Origin of the sequence: Streptomyces sp. NPDC087440, from assembly GCF_044744005.1 — a bacterium.
Lineage (GTDB): Bacteria > Actinomycetota > Actinomycetes > Streptomycetales > Streptomycetaceae > Streptomyces.
In genome coordinates this window covers 99,093-121,878 of record NZ_JBIUXN010000013.1, presented here as the reverse complement: position 1 = coordinate 121,878, position 22,786 = coordinate 99,093, and the positions used below count along the sequence as shown (strand labels likewise).

Annotated in this window: 23 protein-coding genes; 6 read left to right on the top strand and 17 right to left on the bottom strand. The window is 72.4% G+C overall.

All coding sequences use genetic code 11. The features are described from left to right. Window positions 1-60 precede the first annotated feature (60 nt). Entirely contained in the window at window positions 61-138 is a 78-nt protein-coding gene (locus ACIO3O_RS24760; protein WP_373312619.1) for a 50S ribosomal protein bL37, read from the bottom strand. Between the two features lie 225 nt (window positions 139-363). Here ACIO3O_RS24760 and pgm point away from each other — a divergent pair, with 225 nt between their 5' ends. Beyond that, the gene (gene pgm, locus ACIO3O_RS24755; RefSeq protein WP_401749310.1) at window positions 364-2,004 is read left to right on the top strand and encodes a phosphoglucomutase (alpha-D-glucose-1,6-bisphosphate-dependent); all 1,641 of its coding nucleotides are present in this window, start codon (window positions 364-366) and stop codon (window positions 2,002-2,004) included. 102 nt (window positions 2,005-2,106) lie between these two features. Beyond that, entirely contained in the window at window positions 2,107-2,466 is a 360-nt protein-coding gene (locus ACIO3O_RS24750) for a DUF779 domain-containing protein (protein ID WP_401749309.1), read from the top strand. On the opposite strand, the gene ACIO3O_RS24745 is transcribed toward ACIO3O_RS24750, so the two are convergent. After that, on the bottom strand, window positions 2,447-3,391 hold the full coding sequence (locus tag ACIO3O_RS24745) for a phosphatidylinositol-specific phospholipase C/glycerophosphodiester phosphodiesterase family protein (protein ID WP_401749308.1): 945 nt from the start codon (window positions 3,389-3,391) through the stop codon (window positions 2,447-2,449). The genes ACIO3O_RS24750 and ACIO3O_RS24745 overlap by 20 nt on opposite strands. A gap of 205 nt (window positions 3,392-3,596) precedes the next feature. On the opposite strand from ACIO3O_RS24745, the gene ACIO3O_RS24740 reads away from it, so the two are divergent. Then, on the top strand, window positions 3,597-3,950 hold the full coding sequence (locus tag ACIO3O_RS24740; protein ID WP_401749307.1) for a hypothetical protein: 354 nt from the start codon (window positions 3,597-3,599) through the stop codon (window positions 3,948-3,950). A 4-nt stretch (window positions 3,951-3,954) separates the two neighbouring features. Here the strand turns inward: ACIO3O_RS24740 and ACIO3O_RS24735 are convergent, their stop codons facing one another. The 10 genes from ACIO3O_RS24735 to ACIO3O_RS24690 form a co-directional block, all read right to left on the bottom strand. Continuing rightward, on the bottom strand, window positions 3,955-4,632 hold the full coding sequence (locus ACIO3O_RS24735) for an ABC transporter ATP-binding protein (RefSeq protein WP_401749306.1): 678 nt from the start codon (window positions 4,630-4,632) through the stop codon (window positions 3,955-3,957). Between the two features lie 20 nt (window positions 4,633-4,652). Beyond that, window positions 4,653-5,558 carry an ABC transporter ATP-binding protein gene (locus ACIO3O_RS24730; RefSeq protein ID WP_401749577.1) on the bottom strand — a complete coding sequence of 302 codons (906 nt, stop codon included), beginning with the start codon at window positions 5,556-5,558 and terminating at the stop codon, window positions 4,653-4,655. Window positions 5,559-5,845: 287 nt separating this feature from the next. Further along, window positions 5,846-6,754: an ABC transporter permease gene (locus ACIO3O_RS24725; RefSeq protein WP_401749304.1), complete on the bottom strand. Its 909-nt coding sequence runs from the start codon at window positions 6,752-6,754 to the stop codon at window positions 5,846-5,848. Next, window positions 6,747-7,712 carry an ABC transporter permease gene (locus ACIO3O_RS24720; RefSeq protein ID WP_401749576.1) on the bottom strand — a complete coding sequence of 322 codons (966 nt, stop codon included), beginning with the start codon at window positions 7,710-7,712 and terminating at the stop codon, window positions 6,747-6,749. The genes ACIO3O_RS24725 and ACIO3O_RS24720 overlap by 8 nt, the downstream gene beginning before the upstream one ends. A 41-nt stretch (window positions 7,713-7,753) precedes the next feature. Next, on the bottom strand, window positions 7,754-9,361 hold the full coding sequence (locus ACIO3O_RS24715) for an ABC transporter substrate-binding protein (protein WP_401749302.1): 1,608 nt from the start codon (window positions 9,359-9,361) through the stop codon (window positions 7,754-7,756). Window positions 9,362-9,494: 133 nt separating this feature from the next. Continuing rightward, window positions 9,495-10,619 carry an acyl-CoA dehydrogenase family protein gene (locus ACIO3O_RS24710; protein ID WP_401749301.1) on the bottom strand — a complete coding sequence of 375 codons (1,125 nt, stop codon included), beginning with the start codon at window positions 10,617-10,619 and terminating at the stop codon, window positions 9,495-9,497. Then, window positions 10,616-11,797, bottom strand: a complete 1,182-nt coding sequence (locus ACIO3O_RS24705; protein WP_401749575.1) for an acyl-CoA dehydrogenase family protein — start codon at window positions 11,795-11,797, stop codon at window positions 10,616-10,618. The genes ACIO3O_RS24710 and ACIO3O_RS24705 overlap by 4 nt, the downstream gene beginning before the upstream one ends. Window positions 11,798-11,805: 8 nt before the next feature. Beyond that, entirely contained in the window at window positions 11,806-12,774 is a 969-nt protein-coding gene (locus ACIO3O_RS24700; protein WP_401749299.1) for an NADPH:quinone oxidoreductase family protein, read from the bottom strand. Window positions 12,775-12,951: 177 nt separating this feature from the next. Then, the gene (locus ACIO3O_RS24695; protein ID WP_401749297.1) at window positions 12,952-13,386 is read right to left on the bottom strand and encodes an SRPBCC family protein; all 435 of its coding nucleotides are present in this window, start codon (window positions 13,384-13,386) and stop codon (window positions 12,952-12,954) included. A 916-nt stretch (window positions 13,387-14,302) separates the two neighbouring features. Continuing rightward, the gene (locus tag ACIO3O_RS24690) at window positions 14,303-15,079 is read right to left on the bottom strand and encodes an SDR family oxidoreductase (RefSeq protein WP_401749296.1); all 777 of its coding nucleotides are present in this window, start codon (window positions 15,077-15,079) and stop codon (window positions 14,303-14,305) included. 294 nt (window positions 15,080-15,373) lie between these two features. On the opposite strand from ACIO3O_RS24690, the gene ACIO3O_RS24685 reads away from it, so the two are divergent. Next, complete coding sequence (locus ACIO3O_RS24685; RefSeq protein WP_401749573.1) at window positions 15,374-15,889, top strand: TetR/AcrR family transcriptional regulator; 516 nt, start codon at window positions 15,374-15,376, stop codon at window positions 15,887-15,889. A 71-nt stretch (window positions 15,890-15,960) separates the two neighbouring features. Here ACIO3O_RS24685 and ACIO3O_RS24680 read toward each other — a convergent pair whose 3' ends face one another. Together ACIO3O_RS24680 and ACIO3O_RS24675 are read right to left on the bottom strand one after the other, a co-directional pair. After that, the gene (locus tag ACIO3O_RS24680; protein WP_401749294.1) at window positions 15,961-16,707 is read right to left on the bottom strand and encodes a PIG-L deacetylase family protein; all 747 of its coding nucleotides are present in this window, start codon (window positions 16,705-16,707) and stop codon (window positions 15,961-15,963) included. An 89-nt stretch (window positions 16,708-16,796) separates the two neighbouring features. After that, window positions 16,797-18,095 carry an alpha/beta fold hydrolase gene (locus tag ACIO3O_RS24675; RefSeq protein ID WP_401749292.1) on the bottom strand — a complete coding sequence of 433 codons (1,299 nt, stop codon included), beginning with the start codon at window positions 18,093-18,095 and terminating at the stop codon, window positions 16,797-16,799. 142 nt (window positions 18,096-18,237) lie between these two features. Here ACIO3O_RS24675 and ACIO3O_RS24670 point away from each other — a divergent pair, with 142 nt between their 5' ends. Together ACIO3O_RS24670 and ACIO3O_RS24665 are read left to right on the top strand one after the other, a co-directional pair. Next, entirely contained in the window at window positions 18,238-19,404 is a 1,167-nt protein-coding gene (locus ACIO3O_RS24670; protein ID WP_401749290.1) for a betaine/proline/choline family ABC transporter ATP-binding protein, read from the top strand. A gap of 174 nt (window positions 19,405-19,578) precedes the next feature. Then, on the top strand, window positions 19,579-20,499 hold the full coding sequence (locus ACIO3O_RS24665) for an ion transporter (protein WP_401749288.1): 921 nt from the start codon (window positions 19,579-19,581) through the stop codon (window positions 20,497-20,499). Here the strand turns inward: ACIO3O_RS24665 and ACIO3O_RS24660 are convergent. From ACIO3O_RS24660 to ACIO3O_RS24650, 3 genes are read right to left on the bottom strand one after another with little or no spacing between them, the layout of a single operon-like run. Then, on the bottom strand, window positions 20,472-21,416 hold the full coding sequence (locus ACIO3O_RS24660) for an ABC transporter substrate-binding protein (RefSeq protein ID WP_401749286.1): 945 nt from the start codon (window positions 21,414-21,416) through the stop codon (window positions 20,472-20,474). The genes ACIO3O_RS24665 and ACIO3O_RS24660 overlap by 28 nt on opposite strands. Continuing rightward, window positions 21,413-22,087, bottom strand: coding sequence for an ABC transporter permease (locus ACIO3O_RS24655; RefSeq protein ID WP_401749284.1), 675 nt, complete (start codon window positions 22,085-22,087; stop codon window positions 21,413-21,415). The genes ACIO3O_RS24660 and ACIO3O_RS24655 overlap by 4 nt, the downstream gene beginning before the upstream one ends. Next, window positions 22,084-22,755 carry an ABC transporter permease gene (locus ACIO3O_RS24650; protein WP_401749282.1) on the bottom strand — a complete coding sequence of 224 codons (672 nt, stop codon included), beginning with the start codon at window positions 22,753-22,755 and terminating at the stop codon, window positions 22,084-22,086. Before ACIO3O_RS24650 ends, ACIO3O_RS24655 begins: the two co-directional genes overlap by 4 nt. Window positions 22,756-22,786 lie beyond the last annotated feature (31 nt).

The following is a 22,786-nucleotide window of genomic DNA, read 5'->3' as shown; positions in this document are numbered from 1 at the left end:
CGCCAGTGCGGGGAGGGCGCCGCTCGGGCACCACGTCAGCGGTGGTTCAGCGCTGACGTGTCAGCACTGGGGACGGCTGCCGTGGTTGGCACCGTTCTTGCGACGTGCCCTCTTCTTGCGGCGGCGCTTCGACGACATGGTGCCTCTCCTCACGTTCGATGGATCTGTGCCTCATCGACGAGTTTCCACCCATTTGATGCGGTATTCCACTCGCCGACATCGGCCCTGCTACCCGCCGCAACGAGAGTCACTCCTGTCGCGTTACGACTCTTTTCCCGACGAACACCCGTGCGTGCACACACCCCCTCCGGTCCGGGACAATGTGCCGACCGCACTGCGACACACCATGGAGGTAACGGGCGGATGCCGCACCAACGAGCGGGACAGCAGACCCGGCCGGAAGATCTTGTCGACGTCTCCCGGCTGGTGACCGCGTACTACGCGCTCCACCCCGATCCCGCCGAGCCCCGCCAGCGGGTCGCCTTCGGCACCTCGGGGCACCGGGGTTCCTCGCTCAACACGGCGTTCAACGAGGACCACATCGCCGCGACCAGCCAGGCGATCTGCGAGTACCGCGCCCAACAGGGCATCGACGGACCGCTGTTCCTGGGTGCCGACACGCACGCGCTGTCCGAGCCCGCGAAGGTCACCGCGGTCGAGGTGTTCGCCGCCAACGGCGTGCGGGTGCTGATCGACGCGGCGGACGGCTACACGCCCACCCCGGCCGTGTCGCACGCCATCCTGACGTACAACAAGGGCCGTACGAGCGGCCTCGCGGACGGTGTGGTGGTCACGCCCTCGCACAATCCGCCCGCGGACGGCGGCTTCAAGTACAACCCGCCGAACGGCGGTCCGGCCGGGTCGGACGCGACCGGGTGGGTCCAGGACCGGGCGAACGAGCTGATCGCGAACGGGCTCAAGGGCGTCCGGCGCATCCCGTACACCCGTGCGCTCGCCGCCGACACCACCGAGCGGTACGACTTCCTGGGGACGTACGTCGCCGACCTGCCCACCGTGCTCGACCTGGACGCGATCCGCGCGGCCGGGGTGCGGATCGGCGCGGACCCGCTGGGCGGCGCCTCGGTGGCGTACTGGGGGCGGATCGCCGAGCAGCACCGGATCGACCTCACGGTGGTCAATCCGGTGACCGACCCGACCTGGCGGTTCATGACGCTGGACTGGGACGCGAAGATCCGGATGGACTGCTCGTCGCCGTACGCGATGGCTTCGCTCATCGAGCAGCGCGACCGGTACCAGATCGCGACGGGCAACGACGCGGACGCCGACCGGCACGGCATCGTCACCCCGGACGGCGGGCTGATGAACCCCAACCACTACCTGGCCACCGCGATCTCCTACCTCTTCGCGCACCGCACACACTGGGCGGCGTCCGCCGGGGTCGGCAAGACCCTCGTGTCGTCGTCGATGATCGACCGGGTGGCCGCGGACCTCGGGCGCACGCTGGTCGAGGTGCCGGTGGGCTTCAAGTGGTTCGTGGACGGTCTGTCGGACGGGTCGCTGGGCTTCGGCGGCGAGGAGTCGGCCGGTGCGTCGTTCCTGCGCCGGGACGGGTCCGTGTGGACGACCGACAAGGACGGCATCATCCTGGCGCTGCTGGCCTCGGAGATGCTGGCGGTCACCGGGTGTACGCCGTCGCAGAGTTACGCGGAGCTCACCGCCCGGTTCGGGGAGCCCGCGTACGCGCGCATCGACGCGGCCGCCACGCCGGAGGAGAAGGCGGTCCTCGGGAAGCTGTCGCCGGAGCAGGTCGGCGCGGACACCCTCGCGGGCGAGCCGGTGACGGCGGTGCTGACGGCGGCCCCCGGCAACGGCGCGGCACTCGGCGGCATCAAGGTGACCACCGAGAACGCCTGGTTCGCGGCCCGCCCCTCGGGCACCGAGGACGTGTACAAGATCTACGCGGAGTCCTTCCACGGCGCGGACCACCTGGCCCGCGTCCAGGAGGAGGCCAAGGCGGTCGTGTCGGCGGCGCTCGCCGACTGAGGCCGCGGGAGGGCCCGTTCCCCTCTCGCGGGGTGTCGGCGACGGCGTCCGCGAGGGATGCTGGTCGGTGACGACCGACCGTACGCGAGAGGGGCTGTGCCCATGAGTTCCGTCCCCGAGGCTCCGCTCGTGGAGCTGACCCCCGAAGCCGCAGGACTGGTACGGCGGCTTCGGGACGCCCACGGGCCGCTGATGTTCCACCAGTCCGGCGGCTGCTGCGACGGCAGCGCCCCCATGTGCTACCCGGACGGGGAGTTCCGCACCGGCGGCTCCGACGTCCTGCTCGCGTCCCTCGCGGTGGAGGGCGTGCAGGAAAGCGTTCCGTTCTGGATGTCGACCAGCCAGTACGAGGTGTGGCGGCACACCCGGCTGATCGTGGACGTCGTCGAGGGCAGGGGCAGCGGGTTCTCCCTGGAGGCTCCGGAGGGGGTGCGCTTCCTGATCAGGTCCCGGCTGATCTGAGCCCGGTCACGTCCTGGCCGTGCGCAGGCCGCTGTCCGCCCGCCTCCGGGTCGTACGCGCGCAGGAACTTCTCCAGGGCCGTCAGGTCGTCCGTGTTGATGTGGTCGACGCGGGCGGCCAGCAGTGCGTGCCACAGGGCGTCGCGCGCCGGGCCCGGTGTGTCGGGTGTCCCCCAGAAGCGCACGCGCCGGCTCCTGTGGTGGGCGCCGCGCACCAGGGCGTGCAGTTTGTCTTGTTCCGCGCGGGGGAAGGGGCCGGTGCCCGACCAGGTGAAGCTCTCCGCCCAGTTGCTGCTGATCAGCGGGATGAACGAGGCCGGGGCCGAGGTCGCCAGGTCCGGCAGGCGCCCGTCGTAGAAGGCGTATCGGGTGCGCTGCGCCTCCATGGGGGCGCGGGCGGCCCGGTCGCCGGAGACGACGGGGGTGACCGCGCCCAGCCGGACGCGTCCGCCGCCGTACGTGCTGAGCATGCGGCGGTACGGGTGCAGCCTGCGGTGGAGTTCCCGGTACGTGGCCGCGCCCTGCGTCTTGATGTCCACCAGCAGGTGCAGCGGGCGGTGGTGTCCGGGGTGGACGGTGCCGTGGTTCTTGCGCACCAGGGCGGCGAGGGGGTCGAGGTAGAGCGCTTCGAGGGTGCGCGCGGGGTCGACCTCTGCGGGGTCGTGGGCGACCAGGAGTTGGCCGTCGACGAGGTGGATGTCGGCCTCGACGCTGGTGAAGCCGTGGTCCAGTGCGTCCAGCAGGGGGCGTTCGTGGAGGTAGTCGTTGTGGGCGTGCGCGCGCCGCAGGGGGCGTTCGGGGCGCCGGCTCTCCTGCGGTCCGTACGGGGAACCGGCGGCGGACAGGGTGCTGGCCCAGCCTGCCGCGCCCACGAGCGCTCCGGCGAGGACGGCGGCTGCGGTGCGTCGGGTCGTGAGGGACGACATGAGGTGGGCGCCTCCGGGGTCGGCGGAGCGGGCGTCGGACAGGCTGCGGCAGAGTATCCGCCCGTCGCCGTCCCTGTGTCAGTTCCCGCACGCGAGTTCCCGCCAACGGTGCGCCCATGCGGCCTGCTGACGGTGCGTCAGGTGTGCGGGGAGGTCTGGTGGACCCGGTGGATCATCCGTGCGAACCGTCTGAAAGAGTGCTCACATGGTCCTCACAGGCGAGCTGTCCACCCATGTCCCCGGCCCGCGCCGCAAGAACCTGCTGATCGCGGGGGTGGTCGCGGCGGCCGTGCTCGCGGCGGCCCTGTGGGTGATCGTCACGCAGTTCAACGAACGTCCGCCGTGGGCGCAGAACGTGGGCTACGAGGCCGGTTTCTACCGGGGCCAGCAGATCCGCAAGATGGACCGCACCGGCGACAAGGTGAAGGAGGCCGTCGCCGGGGGCTGCGAGCAGTGGGTGGCCGACGGCGGCAAGAAGGCCGACGACGCCCCTCAGTCCTGGGTACGGGGCTGCCTGGACGCGGTGCGGGGGCTGCCCAGCAACCCCAACGAGGCCTGATCCGTCAGCGCTGTACGGGAGTTGATCCCGGGGCGACCTCGTCCCAGCGCACCGTACGGTCGCACCAGCGTTCCAGCAGCACCCGGTCGTGACCGACCGTCAGGAGCCCGGCGCCCTGGTCGCTGCGGTACTTCTCGACGACGGCGACCAGGGCGGCGGTGGTCGAGGCGTCGAGCATGGCCGTCATCTCGTCGCACACCAGCCAGCGCGGCCGCAGCACCAACGCGCGTGCCAGGCAGGCCCGTTGGAGCTGCCCGTCGCTCACTTCGTGTGGGCGACGGCTCAGCAGGTCGTCGCCGAGTCCGACCGTCTCGCTCAACTCGGCCACACGGGAGGCCACTTCGTCCCTGCGGCCGTTCGCGCGCAGGGGTTCGCCGATCAGGTCGCGCAGCCGCAGCCGGGGGTCGGCGGAGAGCCGGGGCTGCTGGAAGACGACGCCGATCGCGGTGCGTTGGGCGCGGGGCGCGCGGTGCCGCCAGCCCTGGACGACGGTGCCGTCGAGGGTGACGGTGCCCGCGTCGGGGCGGTGCAGCAGTGCGGCGACCCGGGCGAGGGTGGACTTGCCGCAGCCGCTGGGGCCCAGGAGCCCGACGGACTCCCCCGGGTGCACGGTGAGGTGGGCGTCGCGCACGACGGGTCGGCCGCGCTCGTATCCGGCGGTGATGGAGGCGAGTTCAAGCACGGGAGTGCTCCTTGTGGGGCTCACGCATCGAAGGCCCCTTCGTCCGGCGGGTAGTGGCAGGCGATGGAGTCGGCGAACTCCGGCTGGGTGTCGCAGGCTTCGGCCGCGTGCGCGCAGCGGGCCGCGAAGGCGCAGCCTCGCGGGAGGTCGCCCAGCTCGGGCGGCATGCCGGGGATCGGGGTGAAGTCCCGTTCGGGCAGGGCGGCGAGGAGCCCGCGCGCGTAGGGGTGGCGGGGGCCCGGCGTGCCGAAGAAGGCCTTGGCGTCGGCGAGTTCGACGATGCGTCCGGCGTACATGACGGCGATCCGGTCGGCGATGCGCTCGGCGGCGGCCAGGTCGTGGGTGATCATCAGCAGTGCGTGGCCCGCGTCGACGTGGCGGCGCAGTTCGTCCACGGTGCGGTGCACGAGGTCGCGGTCGAGCCCCGTGGTGGGTTCGTCGGCGAGCAGCAGGGGTGCGTCGCCGACGAGGGCGAGGGCGGTGGCCGCGCGCTGGGCGAGGCCGCCGGACAGCTCGTGCGGGTAGCGGTCGAGGTGCCCGGTGGGGAAGGAGGCCCGTTCGGCCGCCGCGAGCACGGCCTTCGCCAGGTCGGGCTTGCGGACGCCGGTCAGCTCCCGGAGGGTCTCGGCGAGCTGGTCGCCGACGGTGCGTACGGGGGTGAGGTGGGCGGCGGGGCTCTGCGGTACGAGGCCGATGCGCCTGCCTCGTACCGTACGGGCGAGGGTCTTCTCGTCGGCGGCCAGCAGGTCGGTCTCGCCGAGGAGGGCGTGTCCGGCGGTCTGGGCGTTGCCGGGGAGCAGCCCGAGGAGGGCGGAGGCGAGGACGGACTTGCCGCAGCCGCTCTCGCCGACGAGGGCCAGGCACTCCCCCGCCGGAAGGTCGAAGGAGGCCCCGGTGACGGCGGCGACATGCCGGCCGCCGCGCATCCGGAACCGTACGGACAGATCGCGTACGGCGAGGACGGGCCGGGCGTCCACGCCACGCGCCCCGGCGGCAGCCTCGTCAGGGCGGGCGGCCACGGCATCGGCTCCGGCGGTGGGCCCCGTACGCGCGGCGGCGGATCCTGAAGCGGGGCCGGTGCTCGCGGCGTCGGATCCTGACGCAGGACCGGTGCTCGCGGCAGCGGATTCGGCACCGGGAGGCGTGCTCGCCGCGGCGGATTCGGCACCGGAAGGCGTGCTCGCGGCAGCGGATCCGGGAGCGGAACGGGTACTCACAGCATCAGCTCCGATCGGCGGCGCGGGTTGATGCGCTCGCGCCAGGCGCCCGCGAGGCCCGCGATGGCGAGGGTCGGGACGATCAGGAAGAGGCCGGGGAAGAGCGTCGGCCACCAGTCGCCCGCGAGCAGGGAGCTGCGGGCGGTCTGGATGAGGTTGCCGAGGCTCGCCTGGTGGCTGGGCAGGCCCAGGCCCAGGAAGGACAGCGCCGATTCGTGCCACATGGCGTGCGGCACCATCAGGACGGCGGCGAGCGCCGCCTGCGGCATCACCCCGGGCAGCAGATGACGGACGATGACGCGCAGCCGGGAGGCGCCGCCGGAGACCGCCGCGTCGATGTACGGGCGCGAGCGCAGCGACAGCACTTCGGAGCGGACGATGCGTGCCGTGGACAGCCAGTGCGTGAGGGCGACGGACACGATCACGGGCCACACTCCGGGGCGGAACATGGCGACGATGAAGATGCCCAGCAGCAGGTGCGGCACGGACGAGAAGGTGTCGACCAGGCGCATGACGATCCGGTCGACCCAGCCGCCGAAGGCCGCTGCCGCCGCGCCGACGGCGGTGCCGATGACAGTGGCGACGAGCGCGGCCACCAGGCCCACCAGCAGTGATACGCGCAGCCCGTAGACACAGCGCAGCAGCAGGTCGCGGCCGACGTCGTCGGTGCCGAAGGGGTGCGCGAAGGACGGCGGCCGGAGCTTCAGCGTGAGGTCGACGGCCTGCTCGTCCAGGTTGACCAGCGGCGGCACGACGAGGACGGCGAGCGCCACGAGGGTGACGATCACGGCGGAGGTGCGCACGCGCAGGGTGCGGGTGGAGCGGCGGGTGCGCCCGTGGGCGCGCCAGCGCACCGGTTCCGGTGCCGGTTTTTCGGCGATGCACGGCTCGGCGGTGTCAGCCATCGAAGCCCACCCTCGGGTCGGCGATTCCGTACAGGAGATCGGAAAGAAGGTTTCCTGCCAGCACGGCGGCCGTGGCGAGCACGGTCAGCGCGGCGAGCAGCGGGAAGTCGACGGAGGTGGCGGCCTGCACGGTGGCGGCGGCGATGCCGGGCCAGCTGAAGACCGTCTCCACCAGGAGTGCCCCGGTGATGAGTTCGGGGACGCGGGACCCGACGAGGGTGAGCGCGGGCAGCATCCCCGAGCGCAGGGCGTGCCCGAACAGCACGGTGCGCTCGCTGGTGCCGCGCGCCCTCGCACCCCGTACGGGGTCCTCCTCCAGCGCGTCGGCGACGCCCTGGCGTACGTACAGGAAGAACCACGGCAGTTGGGTGATGCCGAGGACGGAGGCCGGGAGCACCAGGTGCGAGGCGACCTGCCCGAAGGTGATGACGTCGCTGTCGGTGTCGGTGAGTCCGCCCGCGGGCAGCACGCCCAGCTTGAGCGCGAAGAACCACATGGCGAGCAGCCCCAGCCAGAAGGCGGGCGCGGCTTCCAGGGTGTACGCGGCGGAGCTGGCGCAGCGGTCCAGCCAGCCGCCGGGGCGGCGCGCGGCCAGCACGCCGAGCGTGGTGCCCAGCAGGATCGCGATCAGGAAGGCGGTGGCGGCCAGCAGGGTGGACCAGCCGAGGCGTTCGGTGATGACGTCGGCGACGGGCTGGCGCATGACGCCGGAGTCGCCGAGGTCGCCGGTGAGAGCGGAGGTGAGCCAGTTCCACCAGCGGGCCACGAGCGGCTGGTCGACGCCGAGGTTGGCGCGCAGCTGGTCGAGGTTGGCCTGCGAGGAGGTGAGCCCGGCGGTGCCCGCGTACGCCTTGACCGGGTCGAAGGGGGACGCCTCGGCGACGGCGAAGACACCGAAGGTGACGACGAGGAGGACGGGCACGGCGAACAGGGTCCGCCGGACCGCCATCCGCGCCATCGGCCCCCGGGGGAGCCGACGGCGCACCGCGACGGCCGAGGTCACTTCTTGGGCTTCCAGTCCTCGACGTTCCACCAGGGGCCGGACGCCAGGCCGTGGTCGTGCGGCTCGACCTGGGTGGTCAGGGTGTCCCAGTTGTCGTTGACGACGTAGAGGTGGTCGATGTGGGTGAGGAAGGTGTAGCCGGGGTTCTTGACCAGTTCCTGCTGGACGGTCGTGTACGCGGCCTTGCGCTCGGCGTCCTTGTTGGTGCGCCGGCCCGCCTCCAGGGCGGTGTCGACGGCCTTGTTGTCGTACCAGGCCATGTTGTTGAAGCCGTCGCCCGCGAGGGAGGACTTCAGCAGGGTGTACTGGTCGAAGTCGGGGTCGCCGGGCGAGCCGCCGCCCGCGAGGACCGCGTCCTGCTTCATCCGGGGCTCGATGACCTCCCAGGTGCCCGCCTGGGTCTTGATGTCGATGCCGGCCTTCTTGGCGTCGGAGGCGTAGGCGAGGGCGTGGTCCTGGCGGAGCTTGTCGCCGGAGAGGTACCAGAGCGGGAAGGTGGCGCGCACGCCGTCCTTGACGCGGACCCCGTCGGCGCCCGGCTTCCACCCGGCGTCGTCGAGGAGCTTCTTCGCCCTGTCCAGGTCGTGGGCGCGCTCGGTGCCCTTCGCGAACCAGGGGCTGTCGGTGGGGACGGGGCCGTAGGCGGGCTTCCCGGCGCCGCCGAGGATCTTGTCGACCATCACCTCGCGGTCGACGGCGACGTCGAGGGCCTGGCGCACGGCGGTGTCGCCCGCGACCTTGTTGTGGGTGGGCAGGGTGACGTTCCGGTAGTCGAAGGACTTGGCCGCGTACGTCTTCTTGCTCTTGTCGCCCTGGAAGGTCTTGGCGAGGTTGGGCGGCAGGATCGCGCCGTCGAGGTCGCCGGAGCGCAGCCGGGTCATCCGGACGTCGTCGTCCTTGATGATCGCCATGGTGAACTTCTTGACCGCGGGGGCGCCGCCCCAGTAGTCCGGGTTGGCCTTGAAGCTGAGCTTCTCGCCCTTGGACCAGCCGGTGAGCAGGTACGGGCCGGTGCCGATCGGCTGGGTGGTGAACGCGCCCGTGTTCACGTCCTGCTTGCCCGCGACGTGTTCGGGGGCGATCGGCAGGACGGTGCGCTCGGCGAACGGCGCGTACGGGTACTTCAGGGTGAAGACCACCGTGTCGTCGCCCTCGGCCTTGACGCTCTTGACGGCGTCCAGCTCGGTCTTGGCGGCGTTGTTGGTCTTCTTGTCGAGGATGGTCTCGTACGTGAAGACGACGTCCTTGGCGGCGAACGGCTTCCCGTCGCTGAACTTCACGCCCTTGCGCAGCGTGTACGTGTACGTGAGGCCGTCGTCGCTGACCTTCGGCAGCTCGGCGGCGAGCGCGGGCTTCAGCTTCATCCCGGCGTCGAAGGCCAGCAGCCCGTCGAAGATCTTGGAGTTGCCGTCCTTGCCGTAGCCCAGGAGCGGGCTGAGGGACTCCGGTTCGTACGCGATGCCGACGACGGCGGAGTCCTTGGCGTTCTTGGCACCGGTGCCGGTGCTCGCGGTGCCGCCGGGCTTGGAGCAGGCCGCCGCGGTGATGGCCAGGGTTCCGGCCAGCGTTGCGGCGGCCGCCGTCCGTATCCTTCGGGCCGTCATGGCGCCCACACCCCTCTTGGAGATCAACTGTTATTGCAAACAGCAGGCAATTAAACAGTACGTAAAGGGGTGCGCGCTGCCCCACCCCCTCGACGGGTGGGACAGCGCCGCAGGTCAGCGGGCGGATCGCCGGTCAGTCCGGGACGGGAAGCCCGACCAGGCGGCCCACCGCCTCCCGGTGGGCCCCGGAGCTGCCGAGGGCGATCGAGTCCGCCTTGGCGCGCTTCAGGTAGAGATGCGCGGGATGCTCCCAGGTCATCCCGATTCCGCCGTGCAGCTGGACGCACTCCTCGGCAGCGTGCACCGCGACCCTGCCGCAGTACGCCTGCGCGAGCGCCACCGCGAAGGGCGCCTCCGTGCTGCCCGCCGCGAGGGTGTCGGCGGCGTTGCGGGCGGCGGCACGCGCGGAGACGACCTCCAGCCACAGCTGCGCCATGCGGTGCTTGAGCGCCTGGAAGGAGCCGACGGGGCGGTTGAACTGGTGGCGCTCCTTGGTGTACCGGACGGTCTCCTCCAAACACCATTCGGCGAGGCCGAGTTGCTCGGAGGCAAGGAGTCCGGCCCCGGCGAGGAGACCTCTGCGGACGGCCGCGCGGGTGGTGTCGGCCCCGGCGAGCAGGGTGCCCGGCGCGCTGTCGAGGGTGACTTCGGCGAGCGGGCGGGTCAGGTCCAGCGGGATCTGCGGCGCGACGGACACGCCCGCCCCGTTCCGCTCCACCGCGTACAGGCCCCCGGCGGTCGGCACCAGCAGCACGTCGGCGGTGGCCGCGTCCGCGACGCCCGCGAGCACGCCGTCGAGCCCGGGCCACAGGTGCACGTCGTCGGGCCCGGCACCGAACCCGACCACGAGCGCGGCGGTCCGCCGACCGGCCGCCAACTCGCCCAGCAGCTCGGCAACTTCGGCCTTCCCGGTGTCGCACCCCAGCAGCACCTCCGTCGCCACCACGGCACTGGTGAGGTACGGCGCGGGAGCCATCGCCCGCCCCAACTCCTCCAGTACGACGGCGACTTCCCGGTGTGAGGCCCCCTGCCCGCCCAGCTCCTCCGGCACGAGCAGCCCGGCGACGCCCATGTCGGCGGCGAGCGCCTTCCACAGGTCGGTGTCGTACGGGTCGCCCTCCTCGGCGCGGACGGCGACGCGGGAGGAGTCGTTGCGGTCGGCGAGCAGGCCGCGCACGGCGGCGCGCAGGTCGTCCTCGGTCTCGGAGTACAGCAGGTCGGGGGTGCGCGGTGCGGACGCTTCGGTCGTGCGGCTCATCGGGCCAGGTCCTTCCAGGCGACGTCCTTGTCGGTGCGCGGCTCGGCGGGCAGTCCGAGAACGCGTTCGGCGACGATGTTCAGCAGCACTTCGGAGGTGCCGCCCTCGATGGAGTTGCCCTTGGAGCGCAGATAGCGGTATCCGGCGTCGCGGCCGGTGAAGTCGACGAGTTCGGGGCGGCGCATGGTCCAGTCGTCGTACAACAGCCCCTCCTCACCGCGCAGTTCGACTTCGAGTCCGCTGATCTCCTGGTTGAGGCGGGCGAAGGCGAGCTTCATTCCGGAGCCCTCGGGTCCGGGCTGGCCCGCGACGAGCTGCTGGCGCAGGCGCTCGCCGGTGAGGCGGGCGACCTCGGCCTCGACGTACAGGTCGAGGAGCCGTTGGTGCAGGGCGTGGGTGCGCAGTTCGGGGCGCTCGCGCCAGGTCTTCGCGACGGGGCCGATCATGCCGCCCTCGCGGGGGATGCGGGCGCCGCCGATGGAGACGCGCTCGTTCATCAGGGTGGTCTGGGCGACCTTCCACCCCTCCCCCACCTCGCCGAGGCGCATGCTGTCGGGGATGCAGACGTCGCTGAGGAAGACCTCGTTGAACTCGGCCTCGCCGGTGATCTGCCGCAGTGGCCGCACCTCCACGCCCGGGTCGGTCATGTCGCACACGAAGTACGTCATGCCCCGGTGTTTCGGCTGGTCGGGGTCGGTGCGGGCGACGAGGATCGCCCAGCGGGCGAGGTGGGCGCTGGAGGTCCACACCTTCTGCCCGTTGACGGTCCAGGTGTCGCCGTCGCGCACCGCGCGGGTGCCGAGCGCGGCGAGGTCGGAGCCCGCGCCGGGCTCGCTGAAGAGCTGGCACCACACCTCCTCGCCGACCCACAGGGGCCGCAGGAGGCGCTGCTTCTGCTCGTCGGTGCCGTACCGCAGGATCGTCGGCGCGGCCATGCCGAGGCCGATGCCGATGCGGCGCGGGTCGTTGTCGGGGGCTCCGGCCGCGGTCAGCTCGGCGTCCACGACGACCTGGAGGTCGCGGGGCGCGCCGAGTCCGCCGAGGCCGACGGGGTAGTGCACCCAGGCGAGTCCGGCGTCGAAGCGGGCCTTGAGGAAGTCGGTGCGGTCCGTGCTCTCGGGCGGGTGGGCCGCGAGCAGTTCCTTGGTACGGGTGCGGAGTTCGGCGGCACTGATCACCGAGTCGCTCATCGGGACGCTCCTTCCGGTACGACGGCCACGCGGCCGGTGCTGCGGCCGTCGGCGACGCGCTGCACAGCGTCGGCGGCGTCCTTGAGCGGCACGCGCTCGCTGATCAGGGGCTTGATGGCGCCCTCGGCGGCGAGCCGGGTCAGCTCGGCGTGGCAGGCGGCGACGGCTGCGGGGTCCTTGGCGTTGTAGAGACCCCAGTGCAGGCCGAGGATGCTGTAGTTCTTCACCAGCGCGTGGTTGAGGGCGGGGGCGGGGATCGTGCCGCTGGCGAAGCCGACGACGATGATCCGGCCCTCGAAGGCGACGCACTTGGTGGACTGGGTGAACGCTTCGCCGCCGACCGGGTCGTAGACGACGTCCGCGCCCCGTCCGCCGGTGGCCTCCTTCACCGCGCCGATGACGTTCTCACTGCGCCGGTCGATGACGAGGTCGCACCCCAGCTCCCGTGCCACGTCGACCTTCTCGGGCCCGCCGACGACACCGATCACCGTCGCGCCCGCCGCCTTGCCGAGCTGGACCGCCGCGCTGCCGACGCCTCCGGCCGCCGCGTGCACCAGGAGGGTCTCCCCCGCCTGGAGGTGCGCACGACGGTGCAGGCCGAACCACCCGGTCTGGTAGCCGATGTGCAGGGCAGCCGCCTCCGCGTCGTCCAACGAGTCGGGGGCGTCCAGCAGCGTGGCCTCGTCCGCGACGACGTACTCGGCGAAACCTCCGTACGGGAGCGCCGGGTTGGCGATCACGCGCCGCCCGTCCTCGGTCTCGCCGCAGATCTCCACGCCCGGCGTGAACGGCAGCGGCGGGCGGACCTGGTACTCGCCCCGGCACAGCAGCGCGTCGGGGAAGTTGATGTTCGCGGCGCGCACCCTGAGCAGCACCTGCCCGTCGCCCGGCACCGGCCGGTCCACTTCCTCCAGGCGCATCACCGTCCCCGGCTCGCCGTTCTCGTGCACTCGCCATGCCTGCATCAGGGGGCCTCCACGCGCTGTCGTCGCCGGTACCGTGCACGCGCATACTAAGCGGTCGCTTGTGCGGTCGGGAAGGGTTCTCCTGTACGAGAGGGCCGCCCGCCGGGGAAACGACGACGCGCGGCAGCCCCGTCCTGATGTCGGGGCTGCCGCGCGGGCAGGGGGCGACCTGTGCGGTCAGGCGGCGCCGAACTTCTCCTGGAGGGCGGCGAGGCCCGTGCCGTAGGTGCCGTCGCCGAAGATCGCCTCGACCTGCGGGACGACCTCGTCGGCTCCCGCGTAGTCGGCGGTCCAGAGGATCTCGGCGCCGTCGGCGTGCGGGCGTACCGCGAGGGTGGCGACGTAGTCGGTGATCGGCAGCATGGGGTCGATCACCGTGTAGGTGTAGGCCGTCTCCCCCTTGCCGAGCAGGCGCTCACGGGCGACGACCTTGCCGTCGATCGCGAACACCCGCACCGCGCCGGGCGTTTCGGGGTCGGCGCCGTCCTCGATGGCGGCCGGGGGGACGTGCGGGTGCCAGTCACCGAGCGTGCCGAACCCGCCGACGAGGCCCCAGACCTCAGCGGGCGACGCGGCGACGGTGGCGGTGCGGCGCAGTTGGTGCGTGGTCATGCGGGGGCTCCTTGGGTGGTCGATGGAGGTGCGGGGGTGGGTGGTGGGTGGTGGGTGGTGTCGGTCGGGTGCGGGGCGCGGTGTGCGGCTGGTGGGGGGGCGGCGAGCGTGGCCGGTGCGGGTCGACGTGCAGGGCGGCGACGACTGCCGGACAGCCCTCGCGTCCGGTACGCGTGCCGGACGGGCCGCACGGCCGGTTCGGGAACCGGCCAGCCCACGTGCCCGGTACACGTGCCGGGCAGGCCGCACGGCCGATGCGGGAACCGGCCAACCCACGTGCCCGGTACACGTGCCGGGCAGGCCGCACGGCCGATGCGGGAACCGGCCAACCCACGTGCCCGGTACACGTGCCGGGCCGCCCGCACGGCCGGTTCCAGGCTGTCGGCCGGCCTACGCGCACGGCACGCACACCCACCGCCCCGCGCAGCCCGGACCAGAACCGGTCCACCACCACGGCCGGTACGGGGAACGGCCGAACCGGCGCGTGCGGCACGGGTGCCACTCAGCCCACGCGGCTGGTACGACTGTCGGCCGGCCTGCACGCACAGGACGTACACCGACCAGCCCGCACGGCCGGTACGGCTGCCGGCCGACCCGTACGTGCGACCGACCAGCCCGCACGGCCGGCACGGGTACCCGCCGACCGGCGTGCGCAGCACGGGCACCGAGGGGTCCCACGCACGCTACGAGTACCGGTCGAGCCGCGCAGTCGGCGCGGGCGCTGGTCAGCCGCACGCACGGTACGCGTCTCAGTCGGCCCGCGGGGGCGGCAGGCCCGCGCGGCACCGGCGCCGATCAGCCCGCCCGGCCGATGTACGCACCGGTCGAACCACCAGCCCCGCACAAGCGCCGCCAGGCGCCCCGCACCCGTCGCTGCGGGTGGCCGGTCAGGCGACGCGGCCGGTGCGGGCGCCCCTCACCAGGTGCGGTCGCCGCGCAGCACCACGTCCGCGCCGCCGTCGATGAAGACGACCTGGCCGGTGATGTGGGTGTTCTCGGCCGAGGTGAGCCACTCCAGGAGCGGGGCGACCTGCTCGGGGGTGGCATGGCCGTTCAGCGGCATCGGGACGGTGCTGTCGACGACGGCCAGCATCTCCGGGTTGTCGATCATCGGCTGGGTCATCGGCGTGACGATGGTGCCGGGCGCTATGGCGTTGAGGGTGATGCCCGCGGCGGCCCAGTCCTCGGTCGCGGCGGTGCGGCGTACCCAGCGGGCGACGGACTGCTTGGAGGAGCCGTAGATGACGTGGCTCTCGCCCCGGTCGACGGCCGCCTGGGCTGCGGCCACCGCCGCGTCCTCGTCGCCGGAGAGCGCGGCGTCCACGAGCGCCTCGTCGGCGGGGTGGACCGAGGCGACGGAGGAGATGACGACGGCGCGCGGGGCGTCGGACGTGGCGAGCAGCGGGCGCAGGCCCTCCAGGGTGGCGACCGCGCCGAAGTGGTTGACCTTGATGGTCAGCGGGTCGAAGGCGGCGATGCCCGCGCAGGCGATGACGGCGTCGAGGCGGCCGCCACTCAGCTCGGTGGCGCGTGCCACGAGTGCGGCGCGCCCCTCGGTCGTGGACAGGTCGGCCTCGATGTCCGCGCCCTTGAGGTCGGCGCCGATCACGGTGTGCCCCTGGTCGCGCAGCCGGGCGGCGGCGGCCTTGCCGATGCCGGAGGACGCGCCGGTGACGAGGTAGGTACGGGACATGGAGGACTCCCTGTTCTGCGGGCCGCGCCCCGGCGGTACGGCGCCTGCGCGGGCCCGGTGGTCACGATCAACAAAATGATCAACGAATGACGCCACCCTATGCCCGCATGGCACAACGTGCCAAGCTGCTGTGATGTGACAGATTGGTCCGCGTGACGAAGAACGGCGAACGGTACGAGGAAGACCGGCACGGGGAGGCGCGGTACGAGGAGGACGCCCCCGAGCGGCGGCCGTCCCTGACGGAGCGGCGCAAGGAGGCCACCCGGCAGGAGATCGCCGAAGCGGCGGTGGGCCCTGTTCTCGACGCGCGGCTACGCGGCGACGACGGTGGAGGACATCGCCCGGGACGCGGGCATCTCGCTGCGCACCTTCTACCGGTACTGCCAGGCCAAGGAGGACGCGCTGACCCCGGTGATGGCGGCGGGGGTGGGCGAACTGGCCCGGCACCTGGCCCGACGTCCGGCGGACGAGACGGTGGCCGACGCGGTGCAGGCGGCGTTCGTGTCGTCGACGGCGGGGCCCCGCCGGGCCGGGGTGGCGCGGATGCGGCGGCTGATCCGGGTAATGACCGAGGTGCCCGCGGTGCGGACCCGGTGGCGGGCTGCGGCGCACGACCTGCGGGAGCAGTTGCTGCCGGTGCTGGCAGCCCGCACGGGCGAGGAGGTGGACTCGCTGGAGAACGTCCTGCTGGCGTCCGTGCTGATCGAGACGGTGACGGTCGCTCTGGAGCACTGGGCGGCGGCGGGCGGGGACGAGGAGTTCACCGAGGTGTCGGCGCGGGCGCTGGCCCTGCTGCGCCTGGACGGCTGACGCGACGGCCCCACGGCGCAACAGGGTTCACGCGACGGCCGAAAGGCGCAACAGGGTTCACGGGCGTCGGCTCAGCGGTGGAAGACCTCGAAGGCCACGGCGGGTATCCCGCCGAAGCGCTGGGCGTTGGCCTCCACGTTCGCGGTGAGGAATCCGCGGCAGTACTGCTCGGGGTCCTCGTTGGTCAACGCCTCGATGTACGCCCGGTGTTCGAGCAGGGAGAGCACCGAGCGCTCCAGGCCCGGCCGGGCGTCGACGGCGTGCGTGGGCGAGACGGTGCCGGAGACGGCGACCCAGCGCACCCCGTCCCAGGGCTGGAGGCCCTGCTCGGTGAGCTCCGGGAAGATCCACCGGTTGCCCGCGTCGCCCGCCGCGTCCAGGGTGGCGCGGCCGACGGCGAGGTGGTCGGGGGTGTTCCAGACGCTGGTGCCCCAGGTGTCCCGGTGGTTGAGGGTGATGATCAGTTCGGGGCGGTGCCTGCGGATGGCGGCGGCGATGTCGCGGCGCAGCGCGGGACCGTACTCGATCACCCCGTCGCGGTGGTCGAGGAACTCGACCTCGGACACCCCGACGACGGCCGCGCTCGCCCGCTGCTCCTGCTCGCGCAGCGGACCGCACTTGGCCGGTTCCAGGGTGTCTATTCCGGCCTCGCCGCGGCTGGCGAGGACATACGTGATCTCGCGTCCGGCGTCCGTCCACCCGGCGACGGCGGCCGCGCAGCCGTACTCCAGGTCGTCGGGGTGCGCGACGACGGCGAGGGCCCGCTGCCAGTCCTCCGGCATGGGCTGGAGCTGATCGAACGGCATTGCTGTAGTCATACGCGCAGGATAAGTCGCGGCACTGACATCAACCCCGGGCGGGCGGCGACCAGTTCGCGCCGCCGCCCCGCCCCGGGGTCTTCCCCGGCTCAGATCTCGTCGCGGGCCAGCGCCAGCAGCCGGTCCAGCACGCGCGGGCCGCCCGCCCGCACCCCGTCGTGCTCGAACTCGTCGGTGACCCAGGTGCGCAGGCCCCGGATCGCGCGGGCGGTCTGCAGGGAGTGCGCGGTGTCGACGTACATGTCGTCGTGGTAGACGGCGGCGGCGACCGGCACCTCGTTGGCGGCCAGGCGCGCCGGGTCGTACAGCGGGGTCCAGTCGGTGCGCGCGGCCAGGAGTTCGGCGGTCTCGCGCAGGGGGCGCAGCGCCGGGTCGACCTCGAAGTGCCAGGGGTGGATGGTCTCGCCGGTCAGCGGCAGCGGTCCGTCCCCGGCGAGTGCTGTGGCGGCGTCGAAGCGGGGGAACTCCGCGCGCACCCGCTCGGCGGCCCAGGCGGTGGGCTCCTGGTCCTGTCCGTAGATCGACTCGTGCAGGAGGGCGTACAGGGGGTGTCCGGCGAAGGACAGCGAGGCCTGCACGTTCTCCAGGAAGGCGTCCGACAGGGCGGGCCCTTCGGAGGTCTGCACGAAGGCGTTCTCCAGCAGGTAGTGCAGTTGGTGGCTGCCGCCGTCGACGCCGAGTCCCAGGCCCAGCGACTGGAAGGCTTCGGGGGTGAGCGTGTACCCGCTGGGGGTGATCGTCTTGTGGGCGGCCAGGTGGGCGGCGATGTCGCGGGCCCGCCGGACGTCCTGCGGGTAGCGCGCGTAGTGCGCGGCGACCTTGCGTTCGACGCGCGGGTAGGCCGCTCGGTAGACGTCGGCGGCGGGCGCGTGCAGCGAGGGCAGGCCGCCGGTGATGAGGACGGTGGCGAGGCCCTCGGGGGCGGCACTGAGGTAGTGGGTGGCGCAGAATCCGCCGAAGCTCTGGCCGAGCACCGTCCAGGGGGCGCCGCCGGTCAGCAGGGGGCGGATGGTCTCGCAGTCGCGGACGATCGAGTCGGCCCGGAAGTGCGCCAGGTAATCGGCCTGGGCGTGGGGGCCGCCGCGCAGCGGCAGGGTCTGCCGGTTGACGGGGCTGGAGAGGCCGGTGCCGCGCTGGTCGAGCAGGAGCACCCGGAACTCGCGCAGCGCCCGGCCGAGCCAGGCGCCCTGGCCGACGAAACGGCGGGCGCCGAAGCCGGGGCCGCCCTCCAGGTAGACCAGCCACGGCAGGTCGCTGCCCTCGCGTCCGGCGGCCACCACCTCGCGGGCGAACAGCTCGATCTGTTCGCCGGAGGGGTCGGCGTGATCGAGGGGCACGGTGAAGCGGTGGTCGGTGAGGACGGTACCGGGCTGGCGATAACTGGGCACTCTCGCTCCTGCTCACTTCCTGTGACGATCGTCTGCGATCAGTTCAGCACACTGCCGCTCGGGTCCTCCCGGCACCCTCCCGTCCCACCCGGTCGGTCCCGGCCCGTGTGCGCGCAGCCCCGCGCGCGCCTAGCGTGCGTACATGATCCGGTTCGAGCAGGTCAGCAAGGTGTACCCGGACGGCACCACCGCCGTCGACGGCCTGGACTTCGAGGTCGCCGAGGGCGAACTGGTCACCCTGGTGGGCCCGTCCGGCTGCGGCAAGACGACCACCATGATGATGGTCAACCGGCTCATCGAACCGACCTCGGGCCGCATCCTGATGGACGGCGAGGACATCGCGTCCGTCGACCCGGTGAAGCTGCGCCGCCGCATCGGGTACGTCATCCAGCAGGTCGGCCTCTTCCCGCACCGCACCATCCTCGACAACACCGCCACCGTGCCCTTCCTGACCGGCTGGAAGAAGGAGAAGGCGCGGGCCCGGGCCGCCGAACTGCTCGACCTGGTCGGCCTCGACCCTTCCGTGTACGGGTCCCGCTACCCCGAGCAGCTCTCCGGCGGCCAGCGCCAGCGCGTGGGGGTGGCCCGCGCCCTGGCCGCCGACCCGCCCGTGCTCCTCATGGACGAGCCCTTCGGCGCGGTCGACCCGGTGGTCCGCGAGCGCCTCCAGGACGAGTTCCTGAGCCTCCAGGCGACCGTCCGCAAGACCGTGCTGCTGGTGACGCACGACATCGAGGAGGCGGTCCGGATGGGCGACCGGATCGCCGTGTACGGGCAGGGGCACATCGAGCAGTTCGACACACCGGCGGCGGTGCTCGGCGCCCCGGCCACCCCCTATGTGGCCCAGTTCGTGGGCGCCGACCGGGGCCTGAAGCGGCTGTCGGTGACCGCCATCCAGCCCGACGACCTCCAGGAGCCGCCGCGCGCCCGCCTGGACGAGCCGGTGGCGTCCGCGGCCGTCCGGCTGCGCGCGGAGGGCGCCCGCTGGGCGGTGGTGCTCAACGAGCGCGGCGAGCTGCACGGCTGGGTGTCCACCGACGACCTGGCCCGGGTGGGTTCGGACGACCTGGTGGTGGGGAACCTGGCGCGCCGGATGAACGCGTGGGTGCCGATGGGCGCGCCGCTGAAGCACGCGTTCAGCGAGATGCTCCAGTGGGACGCCGGGTGGGTGGCGGTCCTGGACGGGGCGCGGCTGGTGGGTGTGCTCACCCCGGTGAAGCTGCACGAGGCGCTGCGCCGCTCGGTGGACGCCGACCTGCTGGGCGTCCAGCCGCACGAGGTGGCGTTCGACTCGGTCGCGGACGCGTAGCCGCACTGGGCGCCCGGGGGGCGTATCGGCGCGCCGGGGGCTTACTCGCGCAGGTGTGCACGCCGTCCGCCGCAGTGATGAGAAGCACCGGGTCCGGTGTGAACGGTGTGGCCCTCGGATAGGGCTGGGACGACCTTTGTCTCCTCACACACTTTGCCGGGCGGACTCGACCTCATGACCAATATGCATCGCGGAATCCGCGTCTCTCCCGCACTGCGCGGGACCTGGCGCAAGGCACTGTCGCACCGGGCCGGCCGCCTCGTCGACGCCCCCGTGTTCTCGGCCCTCGTGATGACCGCGATCCTCGCCAATGCCGTACTGCTGGGCGTCGAGACGTACGCGGGGCTCGCGGAGCGCTGGCACGACCCCCTCTCGGTGCTGGAGGGTTGTTTCCTGGCGGTGTTCACCGTGGAGGTCCTGCTGCGCGCCGCCGCGCACGCGGACCGGCCGGGCGACTTCTTCCGCAATCCGTGGAACGTCTTCGACGCCGCCGTGGTGCTGTTCGCCTTCCTCCCGCTCACCGGCGACAACACCACGCTGCTGCGCCTGTTGCGGCTCTTCCGGGTGCTGCGCACGGCGCGCTTCCTGCCGCAACTCCGGGTGATCGTGACCGCGTTGGGCAAGTGCCTGCCCGGCACCGTCAGCTTCCTGATGGTGGGCACGCTGCTGCTGTACGTGTACGCGATGGTGGGCTGGCTGTGCTTCTCCGCCTCCGACCCCGGGCACTACGGCTCGCTGGGCCGGGCCGTGGTGACCCTGTTCATCCTGATGTCGCTGGACGGCCTGGGCGACGCGGTGCACGCCGGGCTGCTCATCTCCCCCTGGTCGCTGGCCTATTACGGCTCGTACGTGCTCCTCAGCTCGTTCCTGCTGGTCAACCTGCTGATCGGCGTCGTCATCAACTCCCTGGAGCAGGCCCGCGACTCCGACCTCGCCGAGCGCAAGGCCGATGAACTGCCGGAGCCGCACGGGGCTCCGGACCAGGACGCGGACCCGCTGGACGCGTTCGGGGTGCACGACCGCATCCTGGCCGCCCGGCTCGCCCTCGACGACGCCGAACGGCTCCTTCAGATCAGCCGCTTGGACTCCAGGTAGGCCCTGGCCACGTCCTGCGGCAGCCGCCGCCAGCTGTCCACCTGCTGGTTGAGCGAGGCCAGATCCTCCGTCGTCAGTACGGTGTTGAGCTTGCCGAGCGCCTTGGTGACGCCCTCGGAGCCCGCCCGAGCCCTGTTCACCACCGGCACGATGTAGTCCGCGTTCTGGAGGTGCTTGTCGTCCTTCAGCAGGACCAGGCCGAACGCGTCGAGGGTGGCGTCGGTGGTGGTGGTCAGCACCATCTGGTCCTGCCCGCTCTGCACCGCCTGCTTGGCGGGGGTGGTGCCGACGCCCTTGGGGTCCACGGCGGTGATGTTGATCCCGTACGTCTTCTTCAGCCCGGGCTCGCAGTAGGGGCGCTGCACGCACTCGTCGCCCGCCGCCAGCCGCACCGGCAGCCCCGACTTCCCCAGGTCGGAGAGCGTCGTGAGGTTGTGCTTCGCGGCGTACGAGGCGGAGACCGCGAAGGCGTTCTGGTCGACGGCCCGGCCCGGATCCAGCACGGTCAGCCCGCGCGGCTGTGCCAGGCCGCGCAGGGCCTTCATGGTGGCGTCCAGGTCGGGTGAGCCGACGGGGGCGGCGTCGGCTCCGTTCTTCTTGGCGTTGAGCCAGTCGGCGAAGGTGGCCGCGTACTCCGGGACGACGTCGATCTGGCCGCTCTCCAGGGCGGGCTCGTAGAGCTCCCGGTTGGTGACGGACAGGAGGGAGGTCCGGTATCCGGCGCGGTCCAGGAGCAGGGCGTACATCTGGGCCAGCAGGTCGCTCTCGGTGAATCCCGCCGAGCCGATGGTCAGGTCCCGGCTGTCGCCGGGGGCGGCGGTGACCTCGCCCCGGTTCTCCAGCGAGGGTCCGGTGGCGCAGGCGGTGGCCGTCGTCGTGAGGAGCAGCAGAGCGGCCCCGTACCGTCGCCGTCTCATCCGGCCCTCCCTCTCGCCCAGTTGGGCGCAAGACGTTGCGCCACTTCGAAGAGCCCTTCCACCAGCAGGGCGAAGACGGCCACCAGTACGGCCCCTGCCACCACTTGTGGTGTGCTGGCGAGGTTGAACCCGGCGGTGATGATCCGCCCCAGTCCCCCGCCCCCGGCGAGCGCGGCGAGGGTGGCCGTCGCCACGAGCTGCACGGCGGCGATCCGTACACCGGTGAGGATCAGCGGCAGGGCGAGCGGAAGTTCCACGTGAAACATCAGCTGGCGGCCGGTCATCCCCATCCCCCGGGCGGCGCGTACGGTGTCCCGGTCCACGCCCCGCATCCCGACGTAGGCGTTGGTCAGCAACGGCGGCACCGCGAACAGCACCAGCGCGATGATCGTCGGCCACTCCCCCCGGGTGCCCAGCGGAGTGAGCAGCAGCAGGACCAGCACGGCGAAGGTGGGGACCGCCCGGCCGACGTTGGAGATGTTGACGGCGAGCGCCCCGCCCTTGCCGAGGTGGCCCAGCACGAGGGCGATCGGCAGGGCGACCAGGCAGCTGAGCAGGAGGCAGACGACGGTGAGGAAGAGGTGTTCGCCCAGGCGGCTCCAGATGCCGCCGTCGCCGTTCCAGTGCGCGGCGCTGGTGAGCCAGTCCCAGGCGGCGGTGAGGGTGTTCATACGCGCGTCCAGGGGGTGAGCAGGCGCTGTGCGCCCAGCAGGAGCAGGTCGGCGGCGATGGCGATGATCACGCAGAGCACGGAGGCGGTGAGCACCTGTGCCTTGAAGTAGGTGTTCATGCCGCTGTAGATGAGGTTGCCGAGGCCGCCGTGGCCGACGATCGCACCGACGGTGACCAGGGAGACCGCGGAGACGGTGGCGATGCGCAGGCCCGCCATGGCGGCGGGGAGCGCGAGCGGCAGTTCGACGGCGAGCAGGAGACGGACCGGCCCGTACCCCATGCCGCGCGCGGCCCGCCGGGTCTCCTCGGGCACGGAGCGCAGTCCGGCGAGGAGGTTGCGGACGAGAAGGGTGAGCGAGTACAGGACGAGCCCGGCGATCACCAGGGACGCGGAGAGCCCGTACACCGGCAGCAGCAGCGAGAACATCGCCAGCGAGGGGATGGTGTAGAGCACGGTGGTCAGCCCGAGGACGGGGGCCGCCGCCCAGCGCCAGCGGCGGGCGGCGATCGCCAGGGGCAGCGCGATGACCAGCCCGAGCAGCACGGACACGACGGTGAGCTGGAGGTGCTGGAGCACCGCGTCCCAGAGGATCTCGCGGCGGCTGGAGAGGTAGGCGCCGCAGATCCAGTCGTTGCGGGCGAGGCAGTCGTCCGGGGGCGCCGTCATGGGTCCATTGCAGCCCGGGGGCGGGAGGGGC